The following is a 12,252-nucleotide window of genomic DNA, read 5'->3' on the forward strand; positions in this document are numbered from 1 at the left end:
CTTTCTCCGCTCCCGCCGCCGCCCGCTCTCGGGCTGAATGAGGGCAGGAGCAACGAGAGGAGAAGGCCATGACGAAGATGACCAGGCGTGGAGTGCTCGGGCTCGCCGCGGGGGCCGCCGCAGTGGCGGCCACACCGGCGGCCGCCCTGGCTCAAGGCCCGCCACGACGTGACTGGGTGACCACGATTGTGCTGGTCACCGGGGCAAACGGGTCGGCCAGTGGCGACGCCGAGCTGACCCTCCGCGGCCACCGCACGGTCGGTGTCGAGCTGCCCGGCCACGGGCTGCGCGACGGCCAGTTCCGCCGTTCTTACCAGGCGCCGCAAAATCTGGCCGCCCTGGCCACCGAACGCTCGCCGATGGCCGGCGTCACCCTCGACGACTACGCCGAGGCCGCGGTAGGTGTGGTGCGCCGCGCGGCCGAGCTCGGCCCGGTGATCGTCTGGGGCGGCAGCATGGGCGGCGCCACGGTCAACCGCGTCGCCAACGAGGTGCCGAGGCTGATCAAACGGCTCGTCTACAGTTCGGCGTTCTGCTGCGTCGACCTGCCGACCATGGCCGACTATCTGCAGCTGCCCGAGGCCAGAGAGAGCATGATCCTCGAGCTGGGCGCGGCCGGAATCGGCGACCCGGCAGTGATCGGCGCGTCCCGCAGCAACTTCCGGACGAGTGACCTGCGGGTGCTGTCCAAACTGAAGCAGGCCCTGTGCGCCGGGGCTACCGACGCCGAGTTCCTCACCCAGCTCAACAGCATGCACCCCGACGAGTCGATCGAGGTCCCTCTGGCCGACGCGCGCGGGCACGCCGGCACGTGGGGCACGATTCCGCGCACCTACATCCGCCACACCCGCGACCGGATGATCCCGCTCGCCCTGCAGGACCGCATGATCGCTGGGGCCGACCAGGCGACGCCGCACAACCGGTTCGAGGTCCGCTCGGTGGCCACCTCCCACCTGGCCGACACCGTCGGCTGGGCCGCCACCGTCGACATCGTCGACGAACTCGCCCGGCGACGCTGAGGCGTGTTCCATGGCTGGACACGACCTGCGCCGGGGCCTGGTCATGAAATGCGCCCGGCGACCGTTCAGAAGGCGGCCAGCCGGGCCCCCAGCCCGCCCTTCTCGTCAGCCGCGGCCGGAATTTGCCACAACCCGGGACGATCGTGGCTCAGGCGACCGGCATGGCAGGACGTCGCTGGGTCGCGGCCACGGCGTTGGCCGTGACGACGACGGCGATGCCCGCCCACTGCACGAGGCCGAGGAACTGGCCCAGCAGGATCAGGCCGGCCAGGGCGGCCAGCACCGGGTGGATGCTCATGAACAGGCCGAAGAACCGGGTGGGCACGTGGCGCAGGATGAGCAGGTCGGCGGCGTACGGGATGACCGAACTGAGCAGCCCGGCGCCCACGGCGAAGGCAATCGCGACGCCGTCGAGCCGGCCGGTCGCCGCCAGCACGACGGCGACCGGCAAGTAGAGGAGGGCCGAGACGGAGGTGGCCGCGGCGGGAGCCTGCAGGCCGGGCAGACGCGCGCCGACCAGGCGGTTGAGCACGATGTAGCCGGCCCAGCCGGCCGCGGCGAGCAGACCCGCGCCGACACCGGCGAGGTCGCTCGACGGGCCGGGTTGCACCAGCGCATAGACGCCGACACCCGCGCCGGCCGCGCACACCAGGTCGACGCGGGTGCGCGAGCCGGCCAGGGCGACGGCGAGCGGGCCGAGGAACTCGAGCGTGACGGCCAGACCCAGGCCGATGCGGTCGATGGCGGTATACAGGCTGAGGTTCATGGTGGCGAAGACGAACCCGAGCAGCAGCGTGGGCCACCACTGCCGCCAGGTGAAGCGGCGCAGGTCGGGCCGGGCGACCGGCAGCAGCACCGCCGCCGCCACGAACTGGCGGACCGCGACCACCCCAGCCGGGCCGATGGCGGCGAAGGCATGGGCGCCCAGCGCGGCGCCGACCTGGTTGCTCGCCCCGCTCGCGATCATCGCCACGATTCCTCGCATGGCCACCAGTCTGTTGAGGAGCCATTGATACGGGAAATGCATGACGCGGCCCAGTTATACGCTGGGCGTATGGATCTGCAGCTGCGTCAGCTCCAGGTGCTGGCCGCGGTGGCCGACGAGGGCACCTTCACCGACGCGGCCACCGCCATGGGCATGTCGCAGGCCTCGGTGTCGCGCTCGATCGCCGCCTTGGAGACCGCTTTGGGCGTACGCGTCCTGCAACGCACCACCCGCCACGTGGCGCTGACCGCCGCGGGCGCCCGGGTGCTGCCCGCCGCCCGCCGGGTGCTCGACGAGGTGGCCCACCTGCGGCGCACGGTCTCGGAGCCGGACGGCGAGCTGCGGGTCGGGTACAACTGGGCGGCGCTGGGCAAACACACCCGTCGTCTGCAGAAGACCTGGGCCGCGGCCAACGCGTCCGTGCCGCTGGTCTTCGTGCAGTCGGACACGGTCACCGCCGGGCTGAGCGAGGGCATCGCCGACGTGGCCGTGGTCCGCCGCTCGCTCGACGACGATCAGCGCTTCACGACCGCCCTGGTCGGCGTCGAACGCCGCGTCGCCGCGATCGCCACCGACAACGCGCTCGCCCGGCGCCGCCAGGTGCGCATGGCCGATCTGGCCCGCTACCCGGTGGCGATGGATGAGCGCACCGGCACGACCACGCCCGCGCTGTGGCACCCGGGTCCGCCGCCGGGCTCGATCCGACACACGCACGGTGTCGACGAGTGGCTCACGCTGATCGCCGCGGGCCAGGCTGTGGGCGTCACCTCAGAGGCGACCGCACATCAGAACCCCCGCCCGGGAGTGGCCTACCGTGCCGTACGGGATGCTCCGCCGATCCCGGTGTGGCTGGTGTGGTGGTCGGACACGCCGCCCGCCGTCCTGTCCGAACTGCTCGCGCTGACCCGCGAGATCTACGCCCCGCCCGGGAGACTGCATGACTGACGTGACGATCCGCCCGATGCGAGCCGACGACGCCGATGCGGTGCTCGGGCTCTATCAGGCCGGGCTGGACGGCGGGAACGCCAGTTTCGAAACCGGCGCGCCCACCTGGGAGGCGTTCGACGCGGGCCGGCTGGACGAGCATCGGTTCGTCGCGGTGGACGAGCACGCAACGGTGCTGGGCTGGGTCGCGGTCACGCCCGTGTCGAGCCGTCCGGTGTACGCGGGCGTGGTCGAGCATTCGATCTACGTCTCCCCCTCCGCCCAGGGCCGGGGTGTGGGGCGTGCTCTTCTGCAAGAACTGATCGAATCGACGGAAAACGCCGGCATCTGGACGATCCAATCCGGCATCTTCCCCGAGAACGCGGCGAGCCTCGCGCTGCACCGGTCCTGCGGATTCCGTACGGTCGGTGTCCGTTCACGCCTGGGCCGGCACGGCGACCGCTGGCGCGACGTCGTGCTGCTGGAACGCCGCAGCCCCGAGCGTGGTTCGCCGATCGCCGACTTCTGGGCCGCGGCCGGCACGATGACGGCCGACGAAGTGGTCGCCACGATGGACGATCTGGCCGGCGACGACGCGGCGGGATTGTTCGAACGCGCATCGGCGCGCGACTTCGCGGGCCGGGAGGCCGAGGCCGAGCCGCTCTATCGCGAGGCCCTCGCCGCCGGTCTCGACGACTCGCTGCGGCCACAGGCCCTGATCCAGCTGGCCAGCACGCTGCGCAAACTCGGGCGGCCCGGCGAGGCGGTCACCCTGCTCACCGAGGCCGGCGAGCTCGGAGCGTACGAAGATGAGCGTTTGGCCTTTCTCGCGCTGGCGCTGATGGACGCGGGCGACGAGAAACGCGCAGCGGTTCTGGCCGTTCGCGCACTCGCCGCTCACGTTCCGCACTACGGTCGCGCGCTGAGAGCGTACGCGGATCAGAAAGCCTCGTCGTACAGCGCCTGCAGCCCCGGCGCGGACGCCTCACCGCTGTAGCCGCAGATCAGGATGCCGCCCTTGTTCGACGCCACCAGGTACTTCAGGCCCTTCTCGAACTTGCCGCTGCCCAGCATCGTCTCGGACGTGTAGCCCTCCTGCGGGACCCGCACCTCGCCGACCGGCTTGCCCAGGTAGACGTGGGTGACCTGGAGCGTGACAACGCCTCGGCTGATGCCGGTCACCGTGCCGGCGAACGCGAAGTCGGCGTTCTCCTTCAGCTTGGCCGCCGACGGTTCCACGCACTTGGCATTCATCCCCGCCGGACCGGCCAGGTCGGTGACGGCCGGCGCGGCGACCGGGTTGCCCGGGCCGGACGGCGGCTGCGCGTTCTCCGGCCGGATGAGCAGCCAGCCTCCGACCGCGGCGATCAGAACGAGCGCGGCCGCGGCCATCGCAAGCAGGCGGGTATCGAAGCGCGGCCGGACGGCGGCAGTGGTCATCGTCTTCTCCAGGAGCTGCGAGATCTGTTCGGAAGCCGCCGGGGTCATCCCGGCGGCCGGGTCGGTGCGGCGCAGGCGCGAACGCAGGTCGTCGTCGTCCGTCATGGCCGTCTCCCCTCTGTCAACTCCTCATGTCCGCCGGGGTGACCGATCTTTCGCAGTTCGCCGCGCAATTTCTGCTTGGCCCGGTGCAGCCGGATGCTCGCCGCGTTCGCGCTGATCCCCAGCACGGTGGCAATCTCCCCCGGCGACAGGTCCTCCCACGCCCACAGCCGCAGCAGCTCCGCCTCCTCCGCGCGCAGGTTGCCCATCGCCTCGGCCAGACCGTCATCCGCCTCGCCCACAGGCCTGGTCGCCACGCCGGGCGGGTCCAGCCGCAAAATCCGGGCAAACAGCCGGCTCTGCCGTCGCCGCGAGCGCTCGGCGTTGTTCAGACAGAGCCGGGCGATCCCGTACGCCCAGGGCAGCAGCTCAACCGCAGGCATCTCGTCCAAACGCCGCCAGCACACGAGCAACGTCTCCTGCAGCACGTCCTCCGCGGTGGCCGCATCAGTACGCCGCACCAGAAAACGCCGCACAGCCTCAACAAGAGCCGGCGCCCCCACTTCAAACCGCCGCCGGCGCTCCTCCGGATCCACAGGTCCCACCCTCACCTATGTCCGGCCCCCACATCCGTCTTTCACCCGCCACCAACAACGTTCGAGACCAAACCGCCGCCCGCCCCACCCACCCCGGCCTGCCGCCGGCCAGCCCGCACGCGCGGGGCACAAACGAACAACCCAATCCGAGCGGCGAGCATAAGAGGTCGCAGAGCACTCACCAGCTCCTGACCGGCAAACGCTCGACCTGAATACCGCCCGCCACCTTGGCCGGCGCGTGGCCACAGACCGGGGAGACCACGCTGGAAGCCCTGCGGTACGTCTCGCGGAAGTCGACCAGTCCGCCACTGAGCCAGATGCGATCGCGCAACCGAAGGCAGCGTCACCCGGCGAGCGTCACGCTCAGAAAGCGACACAACAGCGCCGCCCACTTGAGCGTCCAACGCGCAAAAACGCCAGACCTGAGCACCGCCTCGCCCACACCTAGCCCACGCAGACACAAACGAGCGCCGCCCAGTGATCACAGCGATCAATGAGCGGCGCGGATGAGCGATGATGAGAATCGAGCGGCGGCTGCACGCTCCAGACTGATGCCGTGCTGGACACCACGCAGGCGGTGCTCACGGACCTGAACCGCGCAGCCCGAAGAAGCGGCGACTCCAGGTCCCGGCCTCGCGCTGCCACTGGCTGCCAGACGGCCGCCGCCGCAGATTCAGGGCGGACGCTGCCGCAGGCTGCGGCAGGTGGTCAGGCGGCCAGGGCTGCGTAGCGGCCGCCTACGTCGACCAGGGTGTCGTGGGTGCCGTTCTCCAGGATGCGGCCGTGGTCGACTACGGCGATCTGGTCGGCGTCGCGGACGGTGGACAACCGGTGAGCGATGGTGACCGTTGTGCGGCCGCGGGACAGTTCGTCGAACGCGCGCTGTACGGCTCGCTCGGTTTCGTTGTCGAGTGCGCTCGTGGCTTCGTCCAGGACGAGGATGCGCGGGTCGCGCAGGAGCGTACGGGCGATGGCGATGCGCTGCTTCTCGCCGCCGGAGAAACGGTGGCCCCGTGAACCGACCGTCGTGTCGTAACCGTCGGGCAGGGCGGCGATCACGTCGTGGATCTGCGCGGCCCGGGCCGCGGCCTCGATCTCGGCGTCGGTGGCGTCGGGCTTGGCGTATCGCAGGTTCTCGCGCACGGTCGTGTGCAGCAGGTAGGTCTCCTGCGAGACCACTCCGACGATCGACGACAAGCTTTCCAGCGACAGATCGCGCAGGTCAACGCCGTCAATCGTGATGCGGCCGGCGGTCGGGTCGTAGAGGCGGGCGATCAGGGCGGCGATCGTGCTCTTGCCCGAGCCGGTCTCGCCGACCAGGGCGAGCGATGACCCTGCGGGCACGTCCAGGCTCACGCCGGCCACGGCGGCCGCGGGGCTTCCGGCGTACGAGAAAGTGACGTCCTCGAACCGCAAGTGGCCGCGTGGCTCCGGCATGCGCACCGGGCGGGCCGGCTCCTCGATGTCGATCGGCAGATCGAGGTATTCGAAAATGCGTGCGAACAGCGCGAGCGAGCTGGTGACCGTGACGCCCACGTTCAGCAAGGACATGAGCGGCCGGAACAGTCCGGATTGCAGGGCGGTGAACGCAACGAGCGTTCCGATGCTCATCGACCCGGCGGTGATCGGCAGGCCGGCGGCGAGATAGATGATCGCGGGGATCGCGGCGAACACGATGCTCATGGACGCCATGCGCCAGCGGCCGGCCAGCTCGGAGCGCAGCTCGAGGTCGATGAGCCGGCTCGACGAGGCGGTGAACCGGTCGACCTGGGCCGGGCCGGTGCCCATCGTCTTGCTCAGCTGCACGCCGCCGATGGACAGGCCCTCCTCGATGATGACGTTGAGGTCGGCCAGTTCGCGCTGGCGTTGCGCGGTGATCGCCCGGCGCATGCTCGCGACCCGGCGGGTGAGCCAGATCGACGGCGGCAGCACGAGCAGCGACACCAGGGACAACTGCCAGGACAGGGCGGCCATGGCGACCGCGGTGGCGACGACCGTGGTCAGGTTCGAGGCGATCGAGGTGGCGGTGGAGGTGACGACGGACTGCATGCCGCCGATGTCGTTCGTGATGCGCGATTGCACTTCCCCGGTGCGCGTTCGCGTGAAGAACGCGATCGATTGGCGCTGCAGGTGACGGAACACGTCCGCGCGCAGCCGGTGCATCACGCGCTGCCCGACCGTGGTCGAGATCCACGTCTGGACGACACCGAGCGCGGAGGTCACGGCGGCGACAGCGACCATGCCGATCACCAGCCAGACGAGCAGTTGCACGTTTCTGTCCGGAAGCGCGCGATCGATCACTTCGCGCAGCAGGAACGGGCTCGCCATGCCGACGATCGACGAGACCACGATGGTGAGGACCACGACAGCCAGCGGGCGGTGGTGGTCGGTGAACAGAGAGCCGATGCGGCGCAGCGAGACGTTTTTCGCCTGCGCGATCTCGGCGGCGGTGGGTTTCTTGCCGCGAGTGCGGCCTTCGACGGGGCTTTCCAAGAGCGGACCTTCTTCCGTACGGGGTGACATGCTGAGGTTACCTCAACATGAGGGAACAACAGAAGTCCCTGGTACGGTATTCCCGTGCACGAGGTCGACGACGAGGGCCTGGCCGAGGAGTTCTTCTCGGTGTCCCGCCGGCTGCGCCACCGCACGCGCGAGGCCCTGCAGCCGTGGGAGCTCTCACCGTCGCTGGGGCGCGCGATCAGCGTGCTGTCCCGGCACGGCGACATGCGCCCCGGCGCGCTCGCCGAGCATCTGCGCATCGCCCCCCGCTCGGCCACCGAGGTGGCCGACGACCTGCAGCGGCTGGGCCTGGCCGAACGCCACCCCGACCCGGCCGACCGCCGCGCGGTGCTCGTCACGCTCACCGAGGAGGGCCGGCGCGTCAGCCGAGACATCAAGACAGCCCGCCGCGACGCAGGCGAGGGTTTCTTCGCCGCCCTCTCCCCCGAAGACCGCACCGAACTAACCCGCTTGCTCCGCAAACTCCGCGACGCCAACGACTGAAGGCCGCCCCCACCGCCCTCGCCGAAACGCCAGCAGGCCGCCCGAACATGCGCGGTTGAGCACAGGTGAGCAGCGAGGCGTGCAACTTAACCAATCCCGCGCGCGAATGCGCACACCGAACAAACCATGCGCGCGCTCAATGACGGAGGCTAGCGGCGCATGTGGGTGAAGGCGGTCAGGCAGGCCACGGCTCCGGTGGCGCAGAACATGCCGACGACCAGTGCCGACGGGACGTCCACGCCGGCCACCCGGATCAGGACGGCCAGTCCGAGCAGCGCGGCCAGGCAGACTCCGAACGCGACCGCCGCGACGTGGCCCAGTGCCGACCGGGCGGGGTCGGAGGCAGAAGCGCGCCGGACGCCGCCGGCCGGGACCCGCAGTGACTCGGCGAACTCGTCGGCCACGCGGACCAGCGAGTCCGCGTCCAGGATGTGCTGCTCGGCCGCGCCCAACCGGCGCAGTTCGGTCAGTGCGCGAGCGTGTGCGGGATCGATCCGGAGGGCGCGCGAGTAGGCCTCGCGAGCGCTCAGCGGGCGGCCGGCGGCGAACAGGGCCATGCCGAAGGCGACCTGGACGTCGGCGTCGTAGTGCGCGATCTCGGCCGCCGCCTCCAGCACCAGCGCGGCCTCGGCGGTGCGACCGGCCGCGAGCAGGGCACGACCGTGCCGCTCGGCCGGGCGGGGGTTGCCGGGGTCCTCCTCCGACGCGGCGGCCGCGGCCGTGATCGCGAGGTCGTGCCGGCCGAGCGCCGTGTAGGCGGCGCTCACCCAGAACAGCTCCTCGACCCCGCGGGGCTGCAGGGTCAGGGCGGTCCGCGCAGCCGAGAGGGCCTCGGCGTGCAGGCCCAGGGCCATGCGCGCGCGGGCCATCAGCAGCCACGCGACGCCGTTCTCGGGATCGGCGCCGACGACGGGCGCCAGCACGGTCACGGCCTGGCCCGCCTGGCCGCTCGAGAGCAGGTCACCGGCACGGTCGAGGAGGTTTTCGGTCTGCACGGACAGTTGATCGGCGTGGCCGGGCGCGGAAGCCGGTTCGCCGTGGGTGCGTTCGGGTTGCCGGAAATCCTCAACCGCGCCGGTGGTGGTGCCGATCGAGAGCGGTTGCCAACGAGGAGCAACCCCCACCCCCCGGAGGCAGAGAGGAAAGACCATGAGGATCGGGTCGAGCCCCTGGACGTCGCACATCAGCCTCGTCCACCTGCACAAGGATGTGCAGCGACTGCGAACGGATTTCGTTACCGGCGCCGATCAGCAGATCATCGCGGCCGACCGCGCCGCCGTGCAGGACAGCCGCCGCGTGATCAACACCCACCGGGCCGCCCTGGTCGACGTCACCGTCTGAGCTTCAGCCGCCCGCGGTGACGACCGGCGCGGTCACGGCCTCCACGATCGGCTGTGACGGCTCACACATCAGGGCTGCTGAGGTGGAGTTCGGGTGCGGAGCTCGCGATGGTGCTCCGTGATCGCACCGAGCATCCCGTTCAGGAAACGCCGCACGGTTTCCAGCTCGTCCACGCTGAAGTCGTCCATGACCGCGTGGCTGCGCAGGCCGAGCGGGCGGAAGAAGGCCACGGCGAGTTCCATCCCCGGCGCGCCGTAACGCAGGTGCACCACTCGCCGGTCCGAGCTTTCCCTCGTACGGCGTAAATGCCCTGCCCTCTCGAGGCGGTCGATCACCGCGGTGGTCGCGCCCGAGGACAATCCGAGCGTGTCGCCCAGCCGGCCGGGCGTGATCGGATCGCCCCGCCGCTCGGCGTGCATGACCGCGATCAGGGCCTGCAGGTCGGTGAAATGCAGGCCCTCCTGACTCGCGAAGGAGTGGGCGACATGCTGCGCCTCGATGCTGTAGAGCCGAAGCAGGTCCACCACATCCGCGCGCAGATCGTCCCGTTCCTTCACAGCGTCAGTGTTGCAGACCGCAGCCGTATGGGTAAGAATCTCGATTATCGAGATACTTGACCGTGGAGGCTTCATGCGGCGCGCCTGGCTCACGCTCGTCCTTGCGCTCTTGATCGGCGGTGGCGTGCTGGCCTTCGCCGGTCCGCTCGAGACGACCAACGACCCCACCGCGTCGCTGCCCGGCAACGCCGAGTCGACGCGCGTGGCCGAACTCGAACGGCAACTGCCGTCCGGCCAGGTCAACCCGGCGCTGATCGTCTTCGCCAAGGACGACGGCAGTCCGCTCACCCCGGCCGAACTGGAGAAGATCCAGACCTTCGGCCGGCCGATCGTGGCGCCCGGCAAGGACGCGGCGATCGTCTCCAGGCCGTACCCGGCGGGCTACTCGGCCGAGCAGATCGTCGACGCGGTCACGCAGCTGCGCGAACAGGTTCGCTCGGAAATGCCGCCCGGCATCACTGCCCAGGTGACCGGCGGCGCGGGCTTCACCGCCGACCTGGCCGACAGCTTCTCGGGCGCCAACACCCGCCTGCTGATCGTGACCGTCGTCGTGGTGGCGCTGCTGCTGCTCATCACCTATCGCAGCCCGCTGCTCTGGTTGGTCCCACTGGCGGTCGTCGGCCTGGCCGACCGGCTGAGCGGCTCGGTCGTCGCCATCCTGTCGAGGCACACCGACCTGGCCATCGACGCGTCCACCAACGGCATCATCACGGTGCTCGTCTTCGGCGCCGGCACCAACTACGCCCTGCTGATCATTTCCCGCTACCGGGAAGAGCTGCACCGGTACGAGGACCGGTTCGAGGCGATGCGCAAGGCGCTCAAGGGCGCCGGACCGGCCGTCCTGGCCAGCTCGGGCACGGTTGTGCTCAGCCTGCTCACGCTTCTGCTGGCCAGCCTGGGCAAGAACGTGGCCCTCGGCGTGGCCGGCGCGGCCGGGATCGCCATCGCCGCCGTGTTCGCATTGTTCGTTCTGCCGCCCGCGCTGCTCGTTTGCGGCCGCGGACTGTTCTGGCCGTTCGTCCCGCGCGTCGGTCAGGCCGGTGTCGAAGCCGGCAAGGGCGCATGGGCGCGCATCGGACGCGCAGTCTCCCGTCGTCCGGTCGTTGTGACCGCCGCCGCCGTGGCCGTACTCGCCGTGCTGGGCAGCGGCCTGATCGGCACCAAGCTGGGCCTCTCGCAGGCCGATCAGTTCCGGGTCGAGGCCGAGGCGGTCGACGGTCTCGAGACGGTCAGCAAGTACTTCCCGGCCGGAGCGACCGATCCGGCCACGGTCATGACCACTCCCGCCCGCGCCGAGGAGGTCCTGGCCATCGTCTCCAAGACCCCGGGCGTGGCCAGCGCGCGCATCGGCGAGCAGGCCGGCGACCTGGCCAGCATCAGCGCGGTGCTCACCGCGGCCCCCGACACCCCCGAGGCCTACGACACCGTACGGGCCCTGCGCGATCGAGTGGGCGGCGAGGACGCACTGGTCGGCGGAAGCGTCGCGGCCGGCCTGGACGACCGTGACGCCGCACGCCGCGACCTCACCGTCATCGTCCCGGCCGTCCTTTTCGTCGTCCTGTTCGTTCTGATCGGCCTGTTGCGCGCCCTGGTCGCACCGGTACTGCTTCTCGTGACGGTCATCGCCAGTTTCGGCGCGGCCCTGGGCGCGGGAAGCTGGCTGTTCCGGCACGTCTTCGACTACCCGGCGCTCGACACCGGCGTACCGCTGCTGGCCTTCCTGTTCCTGGTCGCGCTCGGTGTCGACTACAACATCTTCCTGGTCACCCGGGCCCGGGAGGAAACGCCGGAACGCGGCACCCGCGATGGCATGGTGCACGCCCTGGCTGTGACCGGCGGCGTCATCACGAGCGCGGGCATCCTGCTGGCGGCCGTGTTCGCGGTGCTCGGAGTGCTCCCGGTGATCACCCTGACCCAGATCGGCGTGATCGTCGGCATCGGCGTCCTACTGGACACCCTGCTCGTCCGCACCGTGCTCGTGCCCGCCCTGGCCACGATGCGCGGCGAACGATTCTGGTGGCCGGGCCACCCCGCGGCGGCGCCCCACCCGAAGGAAGCAACGCCGACCGCCCGCGCCTAGCCCAAACGCGCAGGATGACGCGCGCCTCGCTCAAGACACCGGAGTAGGTGCGCATCTCGCTCATCGGAGTGCGCACCCGCTCATTCACGCATGTAGAAGCGCCTCATTCACGCATGTAGAAGCCCGTCGCGCTCATGACGCACAGGCAGGTGCGCACCCCGCACAAACGGAGTGCGCGCCACGCTCAATCGTGCAAGTAGAGGCACGCCCCGGGCCAAGGACACGCGCCAGGAGCACGCCGCGCTCAAAGACGCGCAAGTGGGTG

12 protein-coding genes and 1 pseudogene are annotated in these 12,252 nt (G+C 70.5%); 7 read left to right on the plus strand and 6 right to left on the minus strand.

Annotated elements, in window-relative coordinates:
• Positions 1 to 68: 68 nt before the first annotated feature.
• Entirely contained in the window at positions 69 to 1,019 is a 951-nt protein-coding gene (locus ACZ3I4_RS04895) for an alpha/beta fold hydrolase (RefSeq protein ID WP_465380528.1), read from the plus strand.
• 148 nt (positions 1,020 to 1,167) lie between these two features.
• Here the strand turns inward: ACZ3I4_RS04895 and ACZ3I4_RS04900 are convergent, their stop codons facing one another.
• On the minus strand, positions 1,168 to 2,004 hold the full coding sequence (locus ACZ3I4_RS04900; protein WP_465380529.1) for an EamA family transporter: 837 nt from the start codon (positions 2,002 to 2,004) through the stop codon (positions 1,168 to 1,170).
• Positions 2,005 to 2,073: 69 nt separating this feature from the next.
• On the opposite strand from ACZ3I4_RS04900, the gene ACZ3I4_RS04905 reads away from it, so the two are divergent.
• From ACZ3I4_RS04905 to ACZ3I4_RS04915, 3 genes and pseudogenes are all read left to right on the plus strand, one after another.
• A complete protein-coding gene (locus ACZ3I4_RS04905; RefSeq protein ID WP_465380530.1) occupies positions 2,074 to 2,949 on the plus strand; it encodes a LysR family transcriptional regulator in 876 nt (291 codons plus the stop codon).
• Positions 2,942 to 3,427: pseudogene (locus tag ACZ3I4_RS04910) on the plus strand (GNAT family N-acetyltransferase); the annotation flags it as partial. The gene ACZ3I4_RS04905 and the pseudogene ACZ3I4_RS04910, both read left to right, overlap by 8 nt.
• Before the next feature lie 72 nt (positions 3,428 to 3,499).
• A complete protein-coding gene (locus ACZ3I4_RS04915; RefSeq protein ID WP_465381153.1) occupies positions 3,500 to 3,925 on the plus strand; it encodes a tetratricopeptide repeat protein in 426 nt (141 codons plus the stop codon).
• Here the strand turns inward: ACZ3I4_RS04915 and ACZ3I4_RS04920 are convergent.
• The 3 genes from ACZ3I4_RS04920 to ACZ3I4_RS04930 form a co-directional block, all read right to left on the minus strand.
• Positions 3,868 to 4,473, minus strand: a complete 606-nt coding sequence (locus ACZ3I4_RS04920; protein ID WP_465380531.1) for a hypothetical protein — start codon at positions 4,471 to 4,473, stop codon at positions 3,868 to 3,870. The two genes, ACZ3I4_RS04915 and ACZ3I4_RS04920, sit on opposite strands and share 58 nt — an antisense overlap.
• Positions 4,470 to 5,006: an RNA polymerase sigma factor gene (locus ACZ3I4_RS04925; RefSeq protein ID WP_465380532.1), complete on the minus strand. Its 537-nt coding sequence runs from the start codon at positions 5,004 to 5,006 to the stop codon at positions 4,470 to 4,472. The genes ACZ3I4_RS04920 and ACZ3I4_RS04925 overlap by 4 nt, the downstream gene beginning before the upstream one ends.
• Before the next feature lie 708 nt (positions 5,007 to 5,714).
• The gene (locus tag ACZ3I4_RS04930; RefSeq protein WP_465380533.1) at positions 5,715 to 7,499 is read right to left on the minus strand and encodes an ABC transporter ATP-binding protein; all 1,785 of its coding nucleotides are present in this window, start codon (positions 7,497 to 7,499) and stop codon (positions 5,715 to 5,717) included.
• 84 nt (positions 7,500 to 7,583) lie between these two features.
• Between ACZ3I4_RS04930 and ACZ3I4_RS04935 the strand changes: the two genes are divergently transcribed.
• Entirely contained in the window at positions 7,584 to 8,009 is a 426-nt protein-coding gene (locus ACZ3I4_RS04935; protein WP_465380534.1) for a MarR family winged helix-turn-helix transcriptional regulator, read from the plus strand.
• Between the two features lie 149 nt (positions 8,010 to 8,158).
• Here ACZ3I4_RS04935 and ACZ3I4_RS04940 read toward each other — a convergent pair whose 3' ends face one another.
• Positions 8,159 to 9,004 (minus strand): tetratricopeptide repeat protein, encoded by an 846-nt coding sequence (locus ACZ3I4_RS04940; protein WP_465380535.1) that lies wholly within the window; start codon positions 9,002 to 9,004, stop codon positions 8,159 to 8,161.
• A gap of 154 nt (positions 9,005 to 9,158) precedes the next feature.
• Between ACZ3I4_RS04940 and ACZ3I4_RS04945 the strand changes: the two genes are divergently transcribed.
• Positions 9,159 to 9,350 carry a hypothetical protein gene (locus ACZ3I4_RS04945; RefSeq protein WP_465380536.1) on the plus strand — a complete coding sequence of 64 codons (192 nt, stop codon included), beginning with the start codon at positions 9,159 to 9,161 and terminating at the stop codon, positions 9,348 to 9,350.
• 68 nt (positions 9,351 to 9,418) lie between these two features.
• On the opposite strand, the gene ACZ3I4_RS04950 is transcribed toward ACZ3I4_RS04945, so the two are convergent.
• Positions 9,419 to 9,907: a MarR family winged helix-turn-helix transcriptional regulator gene (locus ACZ3I4_RS04950; RefSeq protein WP_465380537.1), complete on the minus strand. Its 489-nt coding sequence runs from the start codon at positions 9,905 to 9,907 to the stop codon at positions 9,419 to 9,421.
• A 73-nt stretch (positions 9,908 to 9,980) separates the two neighbouring features.
• Between ACZ3I4_RS04950 and ACZ3I4_RS04955 the strand changes: the two genes are divergently transcribed.
• Positions 9,981 to 11,987, plus strand: coding sequence for an MMPL family transporter (locus ACZ3I4_RS04955; RefSeq protein ID WP_465380538.1), 2,007 nt, complete (start codon positions 9,981 to 9,983; stop codon positions 11,985 to 11,987).
• Positions 11,988 to 12,252 lie beyond the last annotated feature (265 nt).

This window comes from Actinoplanes sp. NPDC021490 (assembly GCF_055562135.1).